Here is a 20,598-nt window from a genome sequence, read left to right on the forward strand (position 1 = left end):
GGGAACGCCGCGACGACATCCACGAAGCGTTCCTCGGCCTGGCCACATGCATCATCTGCTACCGACACACCAAAACCCTCTGTTAGGAACTCTTATTGGCATCGTCGTGCTTGTGATCCGGCAGTTCTGGACCGTGCAGATGGGCATGCGCGGTCTCATCGTCACAGACATCGTGCAGGGCCTCGTCGCGTATGTCGGCGCGGCCGTCCTGTGCCTGGGCCTCCTGATCTTCTACTTCGGCGGGCTGGGCAACCTCAGCCAGCTGACCGCGACACAGCTCAGTCTGCCAGGCTTCGAAGCTCGCGAGGGCGGACTGTTCTACTTCGGAATCGTGGCTGCCGGCATCATCGGCTCCCTGTGCTGGCCGATGATCTTCACCCGCATCTACACGGCCGCGAGCGTGCGTGAGGTCAAGAAGGGTTCGCTGCAGACGATGATCATCGGCTTCGTGTTCTTTGTCCTGCTGATGCTCGTCGCCCTGTGCGCCGCGCCGCTTCCACTGGCGGCCGAACAGCCCGTGTTGGCCTTCTTCGCCCTATCCCAGGACGCCGGCGGCATCGCGCTTCTCGCCTGCGCACTGGTCATCGTCTTCGCCGCCGGCATGGGATTCGTTGACGGCGTGACGCAGGCCATCGGCACGCAGTTCGCGAACGACATCGTCGGTGTGATTCGCCCGCTGAAAGACAAGCAGGAGCTCTACCTCGCGAAGGGTGCCATGGCCGGCTTTGCTGTAATCGCCGCGGTCATCGCATATCAGATCTATGACTCGCCGAACCTGGCCGGAGTTACGCAGCTCGCTTATCAGGCGATCATCCAGCTCGCCGTCCCGATTTTCGGTGGGCTCGTCTGGCGTCGAGGAAATCGCGCCGGCGCCATCTCGGGTCTGATTGTTGGGGCCGTTGTCGCACTGGCCCTGACGCTGCCCTATATGGACATCGGCGGCGCCGTGCCATGGCTCGGCGGACTGGCGTCGGGGCTGGTCGGACTAGCCGCAAACTTGGTCGTCTTCGTGGTCGCGAGTCTGGTGTGGCCCAGCAGCAAAGCTGAGATGAATCGGGTCGACCAGCTCTTCCTTGCGGCCAAGAGCGGTTCCACCCCGCCCTCCGCTTCGGTTCGCGAGCTCGACGCCGTGCCGGACGTCGTATGAGCGCCGCATCCGCCCCAACCCTCTTTGCCACAACAGAAAGGCACGTCATGAGCAGAGTCGATGAAACCGTCGACGTCCCGCATCTCGGCGGATCGTCAATCGGAGTCACCTTCGGAAAGCCGTACGATCCAAGGCTTCCTACGTTGGTGCTGATCAATTCCTACACAACTTCTGCCGAGCTGTACCGGCCCCAGTATGCCGATCCGGATCTCAACGCGGCGGTCAACTTGCTCGCGTTGGAGCCCTACGGGCACGGCCGCACCCGGGCCACCTATCCCCACTTCACGTACTGGGATAGCGCAATCGCCAACCTTCAAGTGCTATCTGCGCTGGGCATCGGTAAAGCGTTCGTCTTGGGAACTTCTCAGGGCGGATGGATTGCCACTCGCATGGCGCTGCTGGCGCCCGACGTCGTGCAGGGCCTGATCCCACTCGGTACCTCATTCGATGTCGAAAGCCAGCGCAGCCGAGACCTGGGATGTTGGGATGCCCCCGCGTTCTGCACGCCTTTCATCGACGCCTTCACCGAGCCTGTAGACGACGACTGGGTCGTGCCCGACCAGTTCGTTGACGACACCTTTGACGCCGCGCTAGGCGGGCTGTCATCGACGGAGCGCCAGTTCTGGCTGACAACCTACCGACACAACTTCGCCGGGGACGAAGGCCGCCACCGGCTACGCCTGTGCACGATCAATCTGCGCGATCGCGACGGCCTCTACGGTCGGCTGGACGACGTCACCGCACCGGTGCTGTGGTTGCACGGCTCCGCTGACCAGGTGTACTCGGTCGCGAACGCGCAGGAGGAAATAGGATTGTTCACCCGCTCACTCGACGCCCGCCTCGAAGTGATCCCAGACGGGCACCATTTCCTCAGCGCATCCAAGCCGGCCGAAGTCGACAGCGCCATCCTCGACTTCGTAGGGAGGTGGGCATGACCACCGCTTCCCGCACCGCCCGGACCGCTGAACGTCCGGCATTGACGGACGCCGGCGCCGATCTCCGGTCGCGCGCCAACGAGACCGCGGTATCGGCCATGCTCGCGGTCGATCCGGTGCTCGTTGACGTGGCCCCCGCCCTTGAGGCGTTGCCGGGAATGACTCCACGAACGATCCTTACGTCAGGCGCGCCCATGGAATGGCGGGAGTACACCGGTGGTCAGCGGAGGGCAGTCCTCGGGGCCGCACTCTTTGAAGGTCTGGCTGAAACCCTCGATGAGGCGGACCGGTTGTTGCACGCTGGCGAAATTCTCGTGCGGCCCTGCCATGACCACGGCTGCGTCGGCTCAGTAACTGGCGTCACCTCGGCCTCCATGCCGGTCTTGGTGGTGCAGGATGCGGCATCCGGTCGTCGCGGACATTGCGTCCTGTACGAAGGCAGCGACCGACAGCGGCTCACTTACGGAGTCTGGAATGCCACGGTGCATGACCGGCTGATGTGGATCCGTCGCGTGCTCGCGCCTCGGCTGTCCGCCGCACTTAGGCAGACGGGTGGTGTGCGGATCAATCCGATCATCCGTCGCGCCCTCGGCATGGGAGACGACCTTCACAGCCGGAATACCGCGGCCACGGCGGTCCTGTTTCAGCAGTTGGTTGACCCCCTCCTCGGGGCCAACGGTGCCGATGCCTACGCCCGAGAGGTGCTCGCATTCATCAGTCAGAACGACCTCTTCTTCCTCCACGTCGCCATGGCCACGGGAAAGTGCATCGCCGATGCCGCCACAGGCATCCCGCACAGCAGCATCGTGACGGCCATGGCGCTCAACGAGAAGCAGTTTGCCCTACGAACGTCCGGTACAGGCGATAGATGGTTCCGTGCACCTATCCCTGAGCTCCGAGCGAAGCTGTTCGAGGGACTCCGCGTGGAGGACACTGCGTTCATGGGTGGCGAAAGTCTGATCACTGAAACTGTGGGCCTTGGTGGACTCGCAGCCGCCGCTGCCTTCTCACTGCAGGACTACAGCGGCGGGTCGGCCGAAGCGATGATGCGTATCACCAATGAGATGTATCGCATCACTGCCACGGAACATCCACTATGGAAAATCCCCTCACTGGGATTCCGCGGCGTCCCTTACGGTATCGATGCCTCGCTGGCGGCCTGGACGGGCATCACGCCCCGTATTCACATGGGTGCCGCCCTGCGCGAGGGCGGTCACGCTGGCGCCGGCCTCCTGATTGCCCCGATCAAACCTTTCCGAGAAGCGGACACCGCGCTCACCGCGTGATCATCCCCGGACAGACGACGGAACACTATTTCACCTTCTTGGCTCGTTATCCCGCTTCTGTCTCCGGTCCTCCCTGAGGTTTCGCAGTTTTGTGGGGGTGTGCGGCGTGGCGGCGTGATCATGGCCTGGAGATGGGGGAAGCATCGGCGTTGCTTGGTAACTGCCCGTTGTTCCATCATGCTCGGGCGCACCGGGGCGAGAAACTGGACACCTGCACCGACCTCGCGGCTCCACCACGTGGCGGAGCACGAACGTGACTCGTTACGGCACGACCGCGACGGTGGAGGTGGCCGTGATCTGTTGTCTGTGGTGGGGCTCGCTGCACCGCAGGCCGGTCACCGTGGTGCTGGTGCGGGAGACCGACTCGACCCGACCGTATGACAGAAAAACTTGATCGGAGCCGGGGACGCCGCGAACCGGCGCTGCCTCGCGGTCGAGCGCAGCGTGCCCTTTGCGATGCTGGGCCTGACCATCCTCATCCTGTGGTACGCCGCGCACGGCACTACCGAGGCGGACCTGGCCACCGCCGCGCCCGAGCGACTTCTTCGAGACGGTCACCCTGGCCGGGGCGAGGACGTACGTCCTCGCCGTCATCGAGCACGCCACCCGGCGGATCCGGATCCTGGGCGCCACCGCACACCCGACAGCCTCCTGGGTGACGCAAGCTACCAGGAATCTCGTCATGGACCTCGAATACGCAGGCTGCCGAGCGCGGTTCCTAATCCGGGACCGCGACGGCACATTCCCTGCCCTATTCGATCCGGTTCTGCCGCTGTGCAACGCCATCACCGGGCCGAAGACGGCGAACTCCCCGCGGGCTGCCGCCGCGCCGGTGGCGGTGCCGGCCGCGCCGGGCTCGGACCGGATGGTGATCAGCGTGCGCCCGGACGCGGCGGACGCAGTGCAACGGCTGATCGCCGAGCACGGCGGGACGGCCGATGTCGTGCACGGCCCGAACGTTGTGCGCTTCCGCGTCGACCTCGGCGGCATGAACGCGGACGAGCACCCGTGGGCGCGCCGGCTCGCCGACGAGGCCGCCGCCCTCGGGCGCGCCGTGGTGGCGATCAGCCTGCCGTAGCGGGACACCGGGCGGGCTGGCGGTCATATCCGGCCGCAGCTCGCCCGGCGTTCACCTCCGCGACGCCTGCTCGCGGCCTACCGGACGTTCCCGCTGCGCAAGATCGCTGCGTTGTCCAGTTCGCGACAGATGGAGCGAGGCATGTCAGGAAAGCTGAATCGCCGCAAGGTGCTGGGTCTCGGCGGTGCGAGCGCGGCCGCGGTGCTGCTCGGCACGGGAGCGTGGAGCAGCGCGGCGGCCGACACCCGGCTGCGGGGCGGGTACCCGTTCTCGCTGGGCGTCGCCTCCGGCGATCCGATGCCCGACGGCGCGGTGCTCTGGACGCGGCTGGCGCCGCAGCCGCTGGCCGCTGACGGCGCCGGCGGCATGCCGGACAAGCCGGTGAAGGTGCTCTACGAAGTGGCCACCGACGAGCGGTTCCGCGACGTCGTGCGGCGCGGCGAGACCACCGCGACACCGGAGCTCGGCCACTCGGTGCACGCCGAGGTCGCCGGCCTGCAGCCAGGACGCGAGTACTTCTACCGCTTCCGTGCCGGTGGCGAGCTCAGCCCGGTCGGCCGGACGAGGACCGCGCCCGCGAACAGTGCCGCGCTGGCCTCGCTGTCGTTCGCCTTCGCCTCCTGCCAGCACTGGAAGGAGGGTTTCTTCACCGCCTACCAGCACATGGCCGCCGAAGACCTCGACTTCGTCGTGCACCTCGGCGACTACATCTACGAGTACGACCAGACGGACAACAAGCGCGGCGTCGCGCTCGGCGACGAGTTCAAGTCGGAGACCGAGCGGCTGGAGCGCTACCGGCTGCAGTACGCGCTGTTCAAGTCCGATCCGCACCTGCAGGCCGCGCACGCGGCGTTCCCGTGGATCGTCACGATGGACGACCACGAGGTGGACAACAACTGGGCCGACGAGATCTCCCAGGACAACACCGACCCCGCGCTGTTCCTGCAGCGCCGGGCCGCGGCCTTCCAGGCGATGTACGAGAACCTGCCGCTGCGCCGCACCGCGATGCCCAGCGGCCCGGACGTGCGGCTGCACCGCAGGCTGAAGTTCGGCGACCTGGCCGACCTGACCATGATCGACACCCGCCAGTACCGGGACGACCAGCCCTGCGGCGACGGCTCGAAGTACGACTGCACCGAGCGGCTGGACCCGCGCCGCACGATTCTCGGGGAGCAGCAGCGGGAATGGCTGCTGGACGGGTTCTCCTGGAACCGGTCGCGGTGGCAGATCCTCGGCAACCAGGCGCCGATGGGCGAGACCGACCTCGACGCCGGCCCGGCGAAGAAGCTGTTCATGGACCCGTGGGACGGCTATGTGGCGGAGCGCAACGCGGTGCTGGCGGGCGCGGCCCACCGTGGAGTGCGAAACCTGGTGGTGATCACCGGCGACCGGCACCAGAACTACGCCTGGGACCTCAAGCGCGACTTCGAGGACCCAGGCTCGCCCACGGTGGCCAGCGAGTTCGTCGGCACCTCGATCAGCAGCGGCGGCGACGGCGCGGACATCACCGACGAGGGCCGCACGATGCTCGCGGCGAACCCGCACATGAAGTTCTTCAACGCCCAGCGCGGCTACGTGCGCTGCACGCTGACGCCGGAGCTGTGGCGCAGCGACTACCGGGTGGTCCCGTTCATCTCGCGACCCGACGCCCCGATCTCGACACGGGCCAGCTACGTCGTCGAGGACACCCGCCCCGGCGTCCAGCCCGCCTGACCGGTCCGGCCGGGCACCTCCCGCCGGGGAGGTGCCCGATCGGTCAGCCGCGGGGCTTGGCGTAGGTCGCGGCGCTCGCCCAGGACTCCGCGACCTCCGACCACGGCGCGGCGCTGGACAGCAGCGCGATCGCCGCGGTCTTGAGCTCCGCCGGTTCGCCGGTGAGCAGCCCCGCCAGGTCTTCCAGGCCCGGGTTGTGGCCGATCACCACCGCGGTCATGACCGCGGGCGGGATCTCGCGGATGACGGCCAGCAGCTCGCGGGCCGAGGCCGCGTAGATCCGGTCGTCGTGCTTGAGCACCGGCTCCGCCGGGATCTCCTGGGCCGCCAGGTCCCACGTCCGCCGGGCGCGCACGGCGGGGGAGCAGAGCACGATCTCGACCGCCGCGGCGTGCCCGCGCAGCCACCGGCCGACGGCCGGCGCGTCGCGGAGGCCCCGCTCGGTCAGCGGCCGGTCGAAGTCGTCGACGTCGTCCGGCCAGGCCGACTTCGCGTGCCGGATCAGCACCAGTTTCCGTTCCGCCTCGGTCATGTCGCGCCGCCCACCTGCTCGCCGGGATTCCTGCTCCCACGGTAGAGGCCGAGCCGACCCGCTGCCGCACCCGGCGCGCTTCCGCATCGCGGAACGCATTGAGTCGCCGGGAGTCTCAGCGCGGCGCCGATTCCGTATTGGACAGCCCCGCGACCCGGTGGAAACGTGCTGGGCATGAACTTCGCCGACCTCGATCCCGCCCTGCGCCCGCTGCTGGCCCGCTACGTCGACCAGGTGGACCGCGTCGAGCCGCTCCTGCGCGACGTCGGCGAGGTGGCCGCCGGCGAGCTGGACCGGCTGGCCGCGGTCGCCGAGGTCAACCCGCCGCGGCTGCGCCAGTACGACGCCGCGGGCGACCGCGTCGACGAGGTCGTCTACCACCCGGCGTACGCCGAGATGTCGCGGCTGGCGTTCGAGCGGTTCGGCTTCGCCGCGATGTCGCACCGCCCGGGCGTGCACGGCTGGCCGACCAAGATCCCGCACGTGGTCAAGTACGCCCTGTCGTACGTGTTCGTGCAGTCCGAGTTCGGGCTGTTCTGCCCGGTTTCGATGACCGACTCGGCGGCTCGGGTGCTGCGCAGGTTCGGCGACGCGGAGGTCTTCGAGCGCGAGATCGACGGGCTGAGCTCGCCCCGGTTCGACTCGCTGCTGACCGGCGCGATGTTCATGACCGAGAAGCAGGGCGGCAGCGACGTCGGCCAGACCGCGACGGAGGCCACCCCGAACGGGTCGCACTGGACGTTGCGCGGCCAGAAGTGGTTCGCCTCCAACGTGAACGCGGACGTGATCCTGACGCTGGCCCGGGTTCCCGGCGGGCCGGCGGGCACCAAGGGACTCGGGCTGTTCATGGTGCCGAGGCTGCGCCCGGAGGGCAGCCGGAACACCTACCGGATCGACCGGCTCAAGGACAAGCTCGGCACCCGCTCGATGGCCAGCGGCGAGGTGACGCTGGAGGACTGCTACGCGCTGCCGGTCGGCGACCTCTCGCGCGGCTTCGTGCAGATGGCGGAGATGGTCAACGTGTCGCGGCTGTCCAACGCGATGCGCGCGGTGGCGCTGATGCGGCGGGCGCTGCACGAGTCGATCGTCCACACGCGACAGCGGGTGGCGTTCGGCAAGCCGCTGTTCGACCAGCCGCTGATGCGGCGAACGCTGCTGCCGATGATGCTGCACACCGAGGCGGGCCTCGGGTTCGTGCTGGAGGCGGCGGCGACGCTGGACCGGGCGGACGCGGGGGACGCCGACGCGAGCCGGCTGATCCGGGTGCTGACGCCGCTGGGCAAGCACCACCTGTGCAAGCTGGCACGCGAGGTGACCGGCGAGGCGATGGAGATCCGGGGCGGCAACGGCTACATCGAGGACTGGGTCAACCCGCGCCTGCTGCGGGACGCGCACCTGGGCTCGATCTGGGAGGGCTCCAGCAACGTGATCGCGCTGGACGTCCTGCGCTGCATCCGCAAGGACAACGCCCACGAACTCCTGGCGGACACGGCCCAGCAGCGCCTGGAACGCATCGAGGATGCGGACGTCAGAGCAGCGGCCGAGCAACTCCTCACCGAGGTGGAGGGCCTGCGAACCCTGGGCAAGTCCCTGCTGTCGGAATCCGACGAGTACGCCCAGGCGATGTGCGGCGACTTCACGACCCTGGCGGCGTGCACGACGATGGCGTCCCTGCTGTTCGAGCAGGCGGACCACGAAGCCAGGAGCGGTCGGGGCTACCGGAAGCTGTTGGTGGCGAAGACATATCTCCACCACGCGGTGCGCGGAACGGACCCGGTGCCGGAAGCCCTCCGCTGGCTCCCGGAACTCGCCGACGGAGGCGACGTCCCGGCCGAAGCGGCTCAGTCCTGAGCGGTGTCGCGGTCGGCCACGACACGCTCGATCCAGGACATGAGCTCGCGGGGATCGGCGGTGACGCCCAGCGCTCCGAGCTCCTCGGCGCGCTTGACGCGGGACGGGGTGACCCTGCTGGTGTAGAAGATGACGGGGCCGTCGTAGATCCCGTCGGATCGCAGCGCGGCGAGGTCGTCCAGTCCCGCGTTCGGGTCGCCGTCGCGGGTGATGTCCGAGATCAGTAGGCCGGGTTTGAATCGCTGGATAACGAATTTCGTGGATTCCAGGTCGCCGATCCCCGTCTGGAAAAACCGGACGCCTCGGCTGTGCGCGCCGGCGATCAGATCGAGCTTCGCGTCGTCCGCAAGGTCAGGTGTAAAGGAGTCGTCGATCCACAAAACACGGAGGAGCGGGGAGGATTTGTCATCTCCCGGCTGGACGAGGGTCGGCCATGCGTTCACCGCGTCGATGTTCTGGTGCAGCAGATCTCGCAGGCTTTGTGGGTCGTTCGGGCCGCGCAGGTCGCTCATCAAAGCCAACAGGTCGTTCTGCGTGGTCTGCAACCTGACGGCATCGGGACTTCTCGCTGGTCGGTTCAGCACGAATGCATTCATGAATTCGTCGTCGGCGAGTGCGCCGGGCGATGAGAGGCCGCCGGGGCGGCCGTGCTGCAGATATCTCCGGAGTTCGTCGAAGTCTGCTTCCTGGAAGAGTTCGCGGATCAGCGACACGAAATCCTTATCCGCCGCCAATCCGGGGAAGAAGACGGGCAGTTCCTGCTCGACCCTGTCCAATGAGGACAGGAGCACGTCGTGGTCCGCGCCGGCGGGCGGCGGCGCCACCTGGTGGTTGGTGAAGAACTCGTCGTCACCTGGGTGGTTGCCCGCCTTGCAGCGCTCGCGAACCGAGGTGTAGGCCAGGAATTCCGAAACGATGTCCCTGTCACCGGTGGCGGTCAGGCTCCGGTAGAACTCGGGGTAGAAGTGCTGCAGCAGGATGACGCGGACCAGCGCGGACGCGCCGAAGCGCTGCCAGTCCTGGTTCAGGTGGTATTCGAGGACGAAGCTGTTGATCAGCCGTTTGATCCGGCGCGGATTGCGCCTGGTGCGCTGGGCGATCAGCGCGGTCACGCCGTCGCCGAACAGCTCCTTCGTGCCGGACCGGTCCGCGAAGCCGTCGATCAGCCGCCGCACGCTTTCCTGATCGGGTGCGGGCGTGCGGTAGTAGACCTGCACGATCTTCTCCAGGTGCCCCAGCGCATGCCCCGCCGAGCCGCCGGATTCCTGCATGTTGCGGGCCAGGACCGCCTGGTCGCAGCCGATGACGAACACCAGCCCCGGGACGTCCAGGTACAGCTTGATCGCCTCGCACACCGCGAGCACCACGTCGCCGGAGCAGCGGTCGAGGTCGTCGATGAACACCACGAGCTGGCGGCCGTCCGAGCCGCCGCCGTCCGCCCAGTCCTTGGCCATGTCGTGCACGACGTCGCGGATTTCGTTGCGCGACTTGGCATCGACCGACAGCTGCCGCCACAGTTCATCGACCAGCCGGTGCACCCCGAAGAACCTGAGCACGACCTTGAGCAGCAGCCGGAACACCCGCAAGGCCCGGCGCCGCTTCGCCAGCCGGTGGTACGCCCGCCGCACGATGTTGCGGTCGAAGGTCAGCAGCACCGACTTGATCAGCACTTCCAGCGCGTCGGCGCCGGAGGTCCAGGCGTTGAACCAGGCCGTCGGGGTGCCGTGTTCCTCCAATCGCGCCCGCATCAGCCGCATCAGGCTGCTCTTGCCCATGCCCCACCCGGCGTCGATGGCGACCGTGAACGGGGTGGAGACGTGGGAGTCGGTGATCAGGTCGACCAGCGCGCGGGCCGTGGCCGCGGCGTCGAGCAGGTCGTCCTCCCCGGTTTCCACCGGTTGGTCGTTGAGCACCACGAACCGCGTGGTCACCGCCACCTCCGATTCCGCAAGACGTCGAGGAGTATGGCAGTTCCTCGGCGCGCGGATGGGGAAAACGATCTAGGTGGTTCAGCCCGTCGTCCGGTCCAGGGGCAGGCGCCAGGTGAGCTCTCCGTCGTGCCACTGGTCCGTTGGTCGCAGGCCCGCGGCCGTCGCCACCGCCGCCGATGCGTGGTGGTCCGGGTGGATGTGGGCGAGGACCGCGCGCACCGGTTTCCGGCGGAGCCAGTCCACCAGGCCGCGCGCCGCTTCCGACGCGATGCCCCGCTTCTGCCAGTCCGCGCCCACGATCCAGGCGATCTCGGCGATCGGTCCCGGGTAGGCCGGGCTCAGCGTCGCCTGCACCGTGCCGACGAGGATTTCCTCGCCGGACAGCCGGATCACCCAGTTGCACCACGACACCTCGGGATCCGGCGGGCCGGCGAGCATCCGCTCGTAGCGGGCTCGCAATTCCTCCGGCGTGAGCGGGGCACCGCCGATGAAGGCGTACAGCGCCGGGTCCGCCAGCACGCTCGCCATCTCCGCGGCGTGGTCGATGCGCAGCGGCATCAGGTCGAGCCGCTCGGTCCGGACCACCTGCGGCCTGATGCCGCCCGCCGAGCTCATCGCAGGCTCTTGCGGAAGTGGATCAGCTCGTAGTGCCCCGCCGGGCTCCGGTGGGTCTCCACGTAGCCCATGCGCCGGTAGAGCCGCAGGTTCGAGGTGCTGTGCTCGCCGGTGAACAGTTCGATCGCCTCGACCTGCGCCGGGAGGTTCCGCTCGGCGTGCAGCAGCATGCCGGTGCCGAGGCCGTGGCCCTGCCGGTCGGGCGCGACCATCAACCGCCCCAGCTCCGCCGTCGCCCCGTTGAGCTCCACGCGAACCGATGCGACCAGCCGTCCCGCCTCGCGGCAGCCCCACGCCAGGCACGACGGCCGGGCGAGGTCGGCGCGCACGTCGTCGAGGGACTGCATCAGCGGCGGCATCCGGACGTCGTCGTGGGCCTGCGCCTCGGTCACGTACGCCGCGCGTTGCAGCGTCAGCACTTCGCCGGCGTCCGCGACCGTCAGGCGCTCGACTTGCCCGCTCAAGACAGCTTCTTCTCGAACCAGTGCTCGGCGTACGGGCCCTGGTTGAACGCCGGGATCTCCTGGAAGCCGTTCTTGGCGTAGAGGTTGCGGGCCTCCACGAGATCGTTGCGGGTGTCCAGGCGGATCGACCGGAACCCCAGCTCCTTCGCGTGCTGCTCGACGGCGGCCAGCAGCCCGGTGCCGACGCCGAGGCCGCGGGCCTGCGGCCGGACGTACATCCGCTTGAGCTCCGCGATGCCGGGTTCCATCGGGCGGATCCCGACGCAGCCGAACGGTTCCGCCCCGTTGCGGGCCATCAGGAACACGCCCTCCGGCGGGTGCAGGCCGTCGTTGGGATCGTCGGCGATCGTCTCGTCGATCTCGGCCGTGGTGGCAGGGCGGCCGTAGTACCGCCTGACCATCTCGTCGGTGTACTCGCGCAGCAGCGCAACGACCACGGGTTCTTCCACGCCGACCTGCTCGACGATCCAGTGCTGGTTCACGTCATGCATTCTCACCGGCCTGTCCACCGGATATAGGCCGGGCCTTCGGTTCCGTTCGCGAACCGGACTTTGACCGGCGTCGAAGGGCGTGCTTTGAATGGGCCGAGCACACCGGTGTGGAAAGGATCTGCGCATGCGTCTGGAAGGCATTTCGGCGGCGGTGACGGGCGGGGCGTCCGGTCTCGGGCTCGCCACCACCCAGAAGCTGGTCAAGGCGGGGGCCAAGGTCACCATCATCGACCTGCCGACGTCGCAGGGCGCGGAGGTCGCCAAGGAACTCGGCGACGCCGCGCGCTTCGCGCCCGCCGACATCACCGACGAGCAGCAATTCGCCGCCGCCCTCGACGTCGCGGACGAGGTCGGGCCGCTGCGCGCGCTGGTGCACTGCGCCGGGCGCGGGGCCCGCATCCGGCTGGTGGAGAAGGACGGTCAGCCGGGCGCGCTGGAGCCCTTCGAGGACGTCATCCAGCTGAACCTGGTCGGCTCCTACAACGCGCTGCGGCTCGGCGCGGCGCGGATGGCGAAGCACGACGCCGTCGACGACGAGCGCGGCGCGATCGTGCTGACCGCGTCGGTGGCGGCGTTCGACGGGCAGATCGGGCAGATCGCCTACACCGCGTCGAAGGCGGCGATCGTCGGCATGACGCTGTGCTCGGCGCGCGACTTGGCGAGCAAGGCGATCCGGGTGTGCACCATCGCGCCCGGCATCATGGACACCCCGCTGCTGGGGCGGCTGCGCGAGGACGTGCGCAAGTCGCTGGAGGACTCGGTGCCGAACCCGAAGCGCCTGGGCGAGCCGGCCGAGTTCGGCGCGCTGGCCTGCCACATCGTGGAGAACCCGTACCTCAACGGCGAGACGATCCGCCTGGACGGCGCCATCCGCATGGCCCCCCGCTGATCCCACGACGACGGGCGCCGCTGGAACAGCGGCGCCCGTCGCATGCTCCGCCCCGGATTCACCAGCACGCCGAGTCGTGCCATCGTGCCGGGAGCCGGTGCGGTTGCGCTTCTTGGCGTAGCAGCCTGCGCCAGTCTGTTCTCACCCCCATCGGACCTGTTGCGCTGTTCGGGTTCGCAGCGTCGGCGGACAGTCGAAGTTCGGGACTGTGCCGTCTGATCGCCTAGCATGGATCGGCGATTGTTCTGGGGTGGTGATGCGCACGCCTAGCCCGATCCGCAGGATGCGTCCCGTCTCCCGACCGCTGATCACCGCAGTCGTGACGTCGGCGGTAGCTCTGTTCAGCAACGTGGCCACCAACCAGCCCGGCGCCTTGTGGCCGTGGATGGGTGTCGTCGTGCTGACGGTGCTCGTCGGCATCTTGTCCTGGTACGAGAAGCACGAGCAGGATCGTTCGAGCAGCAGTCGCGCAACGACTCCGCCCGGCGATCCGGCAGTGGCCGCGGAACCGGTCCGGCCGGGCGAAAATGGCGGCGCCGTAGGCGTTTCACGCGCACGACCATCCGCCGCCGATGCTGTACTGGGTGCTCGTGCCGTTCAGCCGAGCCCGGTTCGTGACCGGCGTCCGGCCGTGTTCAACGCGGTCCCGCTGCGCCCTGCCGATGTCAACGCGGCTGCTCGGCCAGGCTCCCGTGCTGGCCTATTCGGTGGCGAAGGGCGGTCTCGTCACCTTGACCAAGGCGTTCGCGAAGCAGTTGGCGCCGGCTGTCCGGGTCAACGGCGTTGCGCCGAGCAATGTCTGGACGGACATGACGCGCGGGGCGGACGAGGAGCTCCTGGCGAAGTTCCGCGATCAGACCCCGCTCGGCCGGATTGCCGAGCCGGGGGAGATCGCGAGCGTGATCGCATTCCTGGCATCCGCGGAGGCCAGCTACGTCACAGGACAGGTCGTTGCCGTGGACGGTGGTTACAGCCTGAAGTAGTGGACCAGGGGCACCCGCGGCCGCGGGAACCGGGTTGCGGGTGCCCCTCGCCTCGTTCGTCAGTCGAAGGAGACGCCGAAGACGCTGAGGAGGCTGTAGACGCCCAGCAGGCTGATCGCGATGCTGCTGATCACCAGCAGGGCGTTGAAGGCCTTCGAGCCGTGCAGGCGCTTGTCGACCTGGGTGTTGCGCAGGTACCAGGTCGCGACCACCACCGCCGGTAGGAAGATGCCGGTCATGATGCCGCCGATCTGCACCATCACCACCGGCGAGTTGACGAACAGGTAGGCCGCGCCCCACAGGATCGGCAGCGCCACCGTGAAGCCGCGGATCCACTTCTGCCGGGAGCGGGCGTTGTGCCAGTCCATCACGCCCAGCTCCGCCAGGACGTTGACGTACATCCGCGACCAGCTCGGGATCGAGGCCCACAGGGTGGAGCCGAGCACCGCGATCGCGCCGATGAGGAACGCCACGGCCGCCCACTCGCCGATGACGTCGGTGTACATCTGCGACAGCGTGGTGATCATCTCGTTGCCCTTGAGCACCAGGCCCTGCGGATTCAGCACCGAGGCGCCCATGATGTAGAACGCCAGGGTGCTGAAGGTGTAGATCACCCAGGACAGGAAGACGTCCTTGTACATCACCTTGATCCAGCCATGGGCGCGGTTCTGCCACGCCTCGCTGCCGTCGTTCTGGCCGACCCAGCGCGCGTAGCCCTTCTCCACGCACCAGTAGGTGTAGAAGGTGATCTCGTCGGCGCCGACGCCGGTGATGCCGAACATCGCCACCGCGGCGCCGATGGCCCCGGCGGGAATGGTGAAGGTGAGGCCGCTGAGCAGGTCGCCGCCGCTGTAGCCGAACGGCGTGAACGGCAGGCCGAGCGCGATCACCACGGTGGCCACCGAGAACACCGCCACCAGCGCGAAGGCGCCGCGTTCGATCAGGTTGTAGTTGTTGGAGTACAGCAGCGCGATGCTGCCGGCGACGATGATGATCGTCCACACCGTGAGCGAGGTGGAGCCGAGCGGATCGCCGCCGACCGGGATCAGCATGCTCATCGCGACCGCGGTGCCGCCGACGATGCCGCCGACCTGCAGCAGCTTCGACAGCGCCATGAGCATCCACAGCAGGTTGATCCAGCCGACCCGGCCGATCTTCGGCGGCACCTGGTTGAACCCGGTGAGCGCGGGCTTGCCGGTGATGATCGTCCAGCGGGCGAGCTCGGCCTGCACCGCGACCTTGACGGCGGTGGACAGGATCACCATCCACAGCAGGGCGAAACCTACCTCCGCGCCGAGCGCGGTGGTGGCGATGAGCTCGCCGGAACCGACGATCGAGGCACTCACGATCAGGCCGGGGCCGAGATAGCGGAGGCTGGACTTCCAGCCCTTGGGGGGTTCCTTCACGCCGTCCGCGGTGAGAACGTACGGATCGTCGCCGCTCGCGACCGATGTTCCCATCGGGCACTCCCTTGTGCTCAGAATTTCACATTTGTGAAGCTTAATTTGTGGATGTGAAAACTACAGTTGCGAACGGGGCCGGTCAACGGACTGGGAAGCACGGTTCGACGCAGGTTTTCGATCGCCCCGCGACGGGCATTCGGGAGGCGAGCGCGTCCGGAGGTGCCCGGTGGTTTCCCGTTCGCGGTGGCAGCGCCCGCTGGCGCGCTGGCAGTTGGTGCTAGGCGCGGAAGGCCTGTTGCTGATCCTGCTCGGCCTGCTGGGACTGGTGAACGCCGGTCGGCAGGCGGGAGGCGCCGCGGTGCTGGTGGTCTTCCACCTCAACACCGCGCACAGCGTCCTGCTGCTGATCGCCGGGGCGCTGGCGCTGGTCGCCGTGCCGTGGCGGCGCGGGGTGGCGTTGTTCGCGGCGGTGCAGATGGTCGGCGGCGTGATGCTGTTCGTCTACGGCACCGCGGAAAGCACTGCGGGGGAAGGGAGAACGCCGTTCCTGTTGCATCCGGCGGAGAACTTCCTGCACGCGGGCCTGGCCGTGCTCGGCTTCATCATCCTGTGCGGCGTGGAGTCGACGCCGCGCCCGGTCCGGCCGCGCCGCATGGTCCCCAGGCATTGAGGCGGTAGGCGCTGACCACATCCGGGACCGCCCCGGCACCCCCGGACAGCCGATTCGGGCGGACGCTTGGCGTGCGGGCCCGCTGTCAGAGGTTTTCAACAGAGGGGTCGATGGCCGGTTCCATCGACACTGCCAACACGGTGTTGATCTCGTGGCGTAGTTCGTCCTCGGTGTCGAACCCGACGTTCACGTCGGCATGACCCGGCAGGCTGTACGTGAGCCGCCAGCTCCCGCCGACCGTCCGGGTGACCGATAGCCGCGCCTCGAAGTCCTGCGGCCCGTACCGGATCACGAAACCGTCCATTTCGGTACCTTCGTCCTTCTCGCCTCAGCATGCGAATGCCGTGGGTTGGAAGCACAGGGCATTACGACCTTGGGCCGGTGAGGTGGTGCCCCGCCGGCCGCCGAGTTGATCGGGCTTCGCGAGGATCTGGGAATGCAGCAGCGAAAGCGCTCGAACAGCGACCGAAGGCTTCTCGCGTTGGCATGTTCGGTGGTCAGTGCGTCGAGCACGCGCTCGTTGAAGAGCGTGGGGGAATTGGCGAGCCGCCTCGTTGTTGTTCAGGAGGTCGATGGTTCATACCGTGCGAAGGGTGGGGCTGGACCTGTCCAGCCCGCCTGCGCGCAACGCTCGTTCGACGGCGGTGGAACCGCCGGCCACGATGAACTCCACGTCCCGGTGGGGTGCGCAGGCGAGCGCGGCGATGATCAGTTCCAACCCCGCCACGCCCAGGAAGGTCACGCCACTTAGGTCCAGCACAACGGTCGACAGCTTGGTCAGCAGTCGGGGCCACAGCAGGGCGGCCACTCGTGGGGCCGTTGCGGTATCGACTTCGCCGGTCGCGGTCAGCACGACCACGTCGTGGCTGGGATAGGTGAGGCGGAGCCGAAGAGTGGATTCGAACCCGATGGCTTCCAAGTGCAGGCCAGACGACGTTGGCACGGGCATTTCAGCGGGGACGAGAAGAAGTCCCGGGCGTTGCAGGGCACGCACGGGCGTTCGGATGGTCATGGAATGATCCAATCCAAGCCGAACAGGATGGTCGGTCGGCTCGCTAGAGCTGTGGAGAGAGCGGCCCTGCGGCGTGTCAACGGGTGACGTGGTGGGAGCAGCCCTGTCGATTGCAGGAGCAACCAGTTCAGCCAGCTACCCGCAACCCTACGCTTCCGGGACCGGAAAGAGCAGGAAGCGACCGTCGGTCCGGTCGCGGCCCCGCCGTCACTACGTGCCGTAGCCAGGCGGCAGGTCCGCACGCGGCGCCAGACGGTCCAGGTCCGCCGGCCGAAGCCGGTAAAGCTCCACGGTCTGCCCGAAGTACTTGTCAGTCTTCCCGGCCCATTCCATGCCGTTGTCGCGCACCGTCTCCGCAGCCTGGACGTTGTCCGGCCGGACCACCGCGAAGAGCTCATCGACCTCGTGCTCGAACGCCCATCGAACCAGCGCGAACATCGCCTCACCGGTGTAACCCTGTTCCCAGAGTTCCGGATGTACGTGCCATCCCACCTCAAGGTCCTGATTGCCCGGCGGCAGCGGCAGCAGGGACGCACCACCAATCACACGGTCGTCCTCGCGTCGCTGGATGCACCAACGTCCCACGGGCGGGATGGCTCTGACGTCCTCGGCGATCCACTGCCGCAACAACAGGCGCATGGCCACGAGGCCGGGAACCGTCTCCATGATCGGGCTCAGCCACCGCGTCACCTCGGCGTTGCCGTACACGTCGAGCGCCGCTTCTGCGTCCTCGATGCGCCAGCTCCTCAGGAGCAACCTGTCCGTGACCAGCTGCCGAGCCATGCTGTCAGGATAACCGCCCATTCCAGGGCCAATGCGGTCTTCGCGGGCACCGCCCAGTTCGCGCAGAGCCGGGGCGCTCGCCAGAACCTGGATAGCAGCATGGAAACAAGAGGCCATTCGCCATGGCGGACCGAACCGCTCACGAGGGGTCACCGGGCCGAACATCCGGCCCGGTCGGCTCCGGTGCCGCCCGATTGGGGACGGAGCGGGAATTTCCGGCGGGTGTTCGGCGTTGGGCCCCGACCGCAACCGGATTTCCGGTGCTTGTCGGCGACGGGACGGATAGGGTTTCGAACATGGTGGGTTCATTGCTGGGGACCGAAGTCCAACGGGTCGAGGACCCGGAACTGCTCCGCGGTCGGGGCACCTACGTCGGCAACCTCGAACTGGCGGGCATGCTGCACCTCGGGTTCGTCCGCTCGCCGCTCGCGCACGCGCGGCTGGGCAATGTGGACGTCACGGCGGCCGCCGCCGCGCCGGGCGTCGTCGCGGCGTTCACGGCGGCCGACCTGGACGTGCCGATTCCGCCGCCGTTCATCGAGCTCAACGCGCAGTGCGCCCGGCCGCCGCTGGCCACCGACCGGGTCCGGTTCGTCGGCGAGGCCGTCGCCGTGGTCGTCGGCGAGAGCGCCGCGGCGGTCGCCGATGCGATCGAGCTGGTCGACGTCGACTACGACCCGCTGCCCGCCGTCGCCGACCCGGAGCTGGCCCTGGATCCCGAGGCGGAGCAGCAGTTCCCGGAGCTGGGTTCGAACGTGGCCGCCGGATATCGCGACGCGGTCGGGGCGGACGTGCTGGCCGAGGCGGACGTCGTGGTCCGGGCCCGCATCGAGAACCAGCGCGTCGCGGTGGTTCCGTTGGAGGGCAACGCGATCGCGGTGCAGCCGGGCGGCCCGGACGAGGAGTACGACGCCACGGTGCACGTCTCGACGCAGATGCCGCACGGCCTGCGGGACGGGGTGGCCAAGGCGTTCGGCTGGGAGCCGGAACGGGTGCGGGTGATCTCCCCGCACGTCGGCGGCGGGTTCGGCGGCAAGGCTGGGGTGATCCCCGAGCACGCGGTGGCGGTTGCGGTCGCCAACCGCCTGGGGCGGCCGGTCCGGTGGATCGAGACGCGCTCGGAGAACATGCAGGCGATGCCGCACGGCCGGGCGCAGGTGCAGTTCGCGGAGCTGGGCCTCAAGCGCGACGGCACGATCGTCGGGCTGCGCTGCCGCGTGATCGGCGACTCCGGTGCCTACGCGGGCTGGGGCGGCATCTTGGCCATGGGCTCGACGCGCATGATGTCGCAGGGCGTCTACCAGATCCCGAAGATCAGCTACGACGCCGTCGCCGCGATGACCAACACCACGCCGACCGGCGCGTTCCGCGGCGCGGGGCGGCCGGAGGCCGCGGCGATGCTGGAGCGGATGATGGACCTGGCCGCGGCCGAACTGGACGTGGACCCGGTCGCGTTGCGGCGCAAGAACTTCCTCGTGCCGGAATCCTTCCCGTACAAGACGGTGGTCGGCGCCAGCTACGACAGCGGCGACTACGAGCTGCCCTTCGACGAGGCCCTGCGGCTGGCCGACTACGACGCGCTGCGCGCCGAGCAGGCCCGGCGCATCGCCGCCGGCGAGAAGGTGCTGCTGGGCATCGGCTTGGCCGCGTACGTGGAGATCACCGGCGGCGGCTCGGGCGAGTACGCCGAGGTCGAGGTGCACGAGAACGGCGCCCGGATCAAGGTCGGCACGTCCGCGCACGGGCAGGGGCACGCGACCTCGTTCGCCATGATCGTCTCCGACACGCTGGGCATCCCGATGGAGTCGATCGAGTTCATGCAGTCCGACACGGCGCAGGTGCCGCGCGGCGGCGGCACGGGCGGGTCCCGGTCGCTGCAGATCGCGGGCAGCGCGGTGCAGGAGGCCGGCACCACGGTGCTGCAGAAGGCCAAGGCGCTCGCGGCGTCCCGGCTGGAGGCGTCCGTCGACGACATCCAGGTGACCGACGGCGGCGAGCTCGGCGTGGCCGGGGTGCCGAGCGCGACGATCGCGTGGGCGGAGCTCGCCCGCACCGCCGCCGACGACGGCGACCGGCTGGCCGCGAACGTCGACTTCGCGCCCGGCGGTGCGACGTTCCCGTTCGGCGCGCACGTGTCGGTGGTCGAGGTGGACACCGAGACCGGGTTCGTCCGGCCGCTGCGGCACGTCGCGGTGGACGACTGCGGCCGGGTGCTCAACCCGATGATCGTGCGCGGCCAGCAGCACGGCGGCGCGGCGCAGGGCATCGCGCAGGCGCTGTGGGAGCAGGTGACCTTCGACGCCGAGGGCAACCCGGAGACCGGCACCCTCGCCGACTACACGATCCCGTCGGCGGCGGACCTGCCGTCCTTCGAGGTGTCGAACACCGAGACCCCGAGCCCGCACAACCCGTTGGGCGCCAAGGGAATCGGCGAGTCCGCCACCATCGGCTCGACCCCGGCGGTGCAGAACGCCGTGGTGGACGCGCTCAAGCACCTCGGGGTCCGGCACATCGACATGCCGACCACCCCGGAGCGGGTGTGGCGGGCGATCGAGGCCGGTGCGTCCGCGACGCACTGGCAGGAGCCGCCGGCGGCGTTCGAGACGCTGCCGGTGCGCCCGGACGACACCCCGGACGACGCCGACGAGGCCGTCGCCTGATCAGGTTCGAGTCCCACGCGAAGGGCGTCCCCCGCCGAGCAGCGGGGGACGCCCTTCGTCGTCCGGGGATGCTCCTATAGATGTCAAGCGGCAGGAGCAAGGTCGTTTTGACTGGTTCGTTCGGTTGGTGTGGTGGTCAGGGCGCGGTAGACCTC

General features: G+C 68.5%; 19 protein-coding genes. 10 read left to right on the forward strand and 9 right to left on the reverse strand.

Features of this window, described 5'->3' with window-relative positions; all coding sequences use genetic code 11:
* Positions 1 to 112 precede the first annotated feature (112 nt).
* From AC07FN_RS44080 to AC07FN_RS44100, 5 genes are all read left to right on the forward strand, one after another.
* Entirely contained in the window at positions 113 to 1,147 is a 1,035-nt protein-coding gene (locus AC07FN_RS44080) for a sodium:solute symporter family protein (protein WP_478401066.1), read from the forward strand.
* A gap of 47 nt (positions 1,148 to 1,194) precedes the next feature.
* Positions 1,195 to 2,082, forward strand: coding sequence for an alpha/beta fold hydrolase (locus AC07FN_RS44085; protein WP_478401067.1), 888 nt, complete (start codon positions 1,195 to 1,197; stop codon positions 2,080 to 2,082).
* Entirely contained in the window at positions 2,079 to 3,368 is a 1,290-nt protein-coding gene (locus AC07FN_RS44090) for a YlbE family protein (RefSeq protein ID WP_478401068.1), read from the forward strand. The genes AC07FN_RS44085 and AC07FN_RS44090 overlap by 4 nt, the downstream gene beginning before the upstream one ends.
* Before the next feature lie 682 nt (positions 3,369 to 4,050).
* A complete protein-coding gene (locus AC07FN_RS44095) occupies positions 4,051 to 4,446 on the forward strand; it encodes a hypothetical protein (RefSeq protein ID WP_478401069.1) in 396 nt (131 codons plus the stop codon).
* Between the two features lie 141 nt (positions 4,447 to 4,587).
* Positions 4,588 to 6,159 (forward strand): alkaline phosphatase D family protein, encoded by a 1,572-nt coding sequence (locus AC07FN_RS44100; RefSeq protein ID WP_478401070.1) that lies wholly within the window; start codon positions 4,588 to 4,590, stop codon positions 6,157 to 6,159.
* Positions 6,160 to 6,202: 43 nt separating this feature from the next.
* On the opposite strand, the gene AC07FN_RS44105 is transcribed toward AC07FN_RS44100, so the two are convergent.
* Positions 6,203 to 6,691, reverse strand: a complete 489-nt coding sequence (locus AC07FN_RS44105; RefSeq protein WP_478401071.1) for a SixA phosphatase family protein — start codon at positions 6,689 to 6,691, stop codon at positions 6,203 to 6,205.
* 174 nt (positions 6,692 to 6,865) lie between these two features.
* Here AC07FN_RS44105 and AC07FN_RS44110 point away from each other — a divergent pair, with 174 nt between their 5' ends.
* The gene (locus AC07FN_RS44110) at positions 6,866 to 8,542 is read left to right on the forward strand and encodes an acyl-CoA dehydrogenase family protein (RefSeq protein WP_478401072.1); all 1,677 of its coding nucleotides are present in this window, start codon (positions 6,866 to 6,868) and stop codon (positions 8,540 to 8,542) included.
* Here the strand turns inward: AC07FN_RS44110 and AC07FN_RS44115 are convergent.
* From AC07FN_RS44115 to AC07FN_RS44130, 4 genes are all read right to left on the reverse strand, one after another.
* Entirely contained in the window at positions 8,533 to 10,473 is a 1,941-nt protein-coding gene (locus tag AC07FN_RS44115) for a KAP family P-loop NTPase fold protein (RefSeq protein ID WP_478401073.1), read from the reverse strand. The genes AC07FN_RS44110 and AC07FN_RS44115 overlap by 10 nt on opposite strands.
* A gap of 78 nt (positions 10,474 to 10,551) precedes the next feature.
* Positions 10,552 to 11,088, reverse strand: coding sequence for a GNAT family N-acetyltransferase (locus tag AC07FN_RS44120; RefSeq protein WP_478401074.1), 537 nt, complete (start codon positions 11,086 to 11,088; stop codon positions 10,552 to 10,554).
* Positions 11,085 to 11,552, reverse strand: a complete 468-nt coding sequence (locus tag AC07FN_RS44125; RefSeq protein ID WP_478401075.1) for a GNAT family N-acetyltransferase — start codon at positions 11,550 to 11,552, stop codon at positions 11,085 to 11,087. The genes AC07FN_RS44120 and AC07FN_RS44125 overlap by 4 nt, the downstream gene beginning before the upstream one ends.
* Positions 11,549 to 12,043 (reverse strand): GNAT family N-acetyltransferase, encoded by a 495-nt coding sequence (locus tag AC07FN_RS44130; protein ID WP_478401076.1) that lies wholly within the window; start codon positions 12,041 to 12,043, stop codon positions 11,549 to 11,551. Before AC07FN_RS44130 ends, AC07FN_RS44125 begins: the two co-directional genes overlap by 4 nt.
* A gap of 124 nt (positions 12,044 to 12,167) precedes the next feature.
* Between AC07FN_RS44130 and AC07FN_RS44135 the strand changes: the two genes are divergently transcribed.
* Positions 12,168 to 12,932, forward strand: a complete 765-nt coding sequence (locus tag AC07FN_RS44135) for an SDR family NAD(P)-dependent oxidoreductase (protein WP_478401077.1) — start codon at positions 12,168 to 12,170, stop codon at positions 12,930 to 12,932.
* A 584-nt stretch (positions 12,933 to 13,516) separates the two neighbouring features.
* On the forward strand, positions 13,517 to 13,915 hold the full coding sequence (locus AC07FN_RS44140; RefSeq protein WP_478401078.1) for an SDR family NAD(P)-dependent oxidoreductase: 399 nt from the start codon (positions 13,517 to 13,519) through the stop codon (positions 13,913 to 13,915).
* Positions 13,916 to 13,974: 59 nt separating this feature from the next.
* Here the strand turns inward: AC07FN_RS44140 and AC07FN_RS44145 are convergent, their stop codons facing one another.
* Positions 13,975 to 15,375, reverse strand: coding sequence for an Nramp family divalent metal transporter (locus AC07FN_RS44145; protein WP_478401079.1), 1,401 nt, complete (start codon positions 15,373 to 15,375; stop codon positions 13,975 to 13,977).
* Between the two features lie 169 nt (positions 15,376 to 15,544).
* On the opposite strand from AC07FN_RS44145, the gene AC07FN_RS44150 reads away from it, so the two are divergent.
* Positions 15,545 to 15,988 carry a DUF4383 domain-containing protein gene (locus AC07FN_RS44150; protein ID WP_478401080.1) on the forward strand — a complete coding sequence of 148 codons (444 nt, stop codon included), beginning with the start codon at positions 15,545 to 15,547 and terminating at the stop codon, positions 15,986 to 15,988.
* An 85-nt stretch (positions 15,989 to 16,073) separates the two neighbouring features.
* Here AC07FN_RS44150 and AC07FN_RS44155 read toward each other — a convergent pair whose 3' ends face one another.
* The 3 genes from AC07FN_RS44155 to AC07FN_RS44165 form a co-directional block, all read right to left on the reverse strand.
* Positions 16,074 to 16,292, reverse strand: coding sequence for a hypothetical protein (locus AC07FN_RS44155; protein ID WP_478401081.1), 219 nt, complete (start codon positions 16,290 to 16,292; stop codon positions 16,074 to 16,076).
* 273 nt (positions 16,293 to 16,565) lie between these two features.
* Positions 16,566 to 16,931, reverse strand: a complete 366-nt coding sequence (locus AC07FN_RS44160; RefSeq protein WP_478401082.1) for an STAS domain-containing protein — start codon at positions 16,929 to 16,931, stop codon at positions 16,566 to 16,568.
* A 279-nt stretch (positions 16,932 to 17,210) separates the two neighbouring features.
* Entirely contained in the window at positions 17,211 to 17,783 is a 573-nt protein-coding gene (locus AC07FN_RS44165) for a GNAT family N-acetyltransferase (RefSeq protein ID WP_478401083.1), read from the reverse strand.
* Positions 17,784 to 18,079: 296 nt separating this feature from the next.
* On the opposite strand from AC07FN_RS44165, the gene AC07FN_RS44170 reads away from it, so the two are divergent.
* The gene (locus AC07FN_RS44170) at positions 18,080 to 20,443 is read left to right on the forward strand and encodes a xanthine dehydrogenase family protein molybdopterin-binding subunit (RefSeq protein WP_478401084.1); all 2,364 of its coding nucleotides are present in this window, start codon (positions 18,080 to 18,082) and stop codon (positions 20,441 to 20,443) included.
* Positions 20,444 to 20,598 lie beyond the last annotated feature (155 nt).

The organism is Saccharopolyspora sp. NPDC045941 (assembly GCF_056431445.1).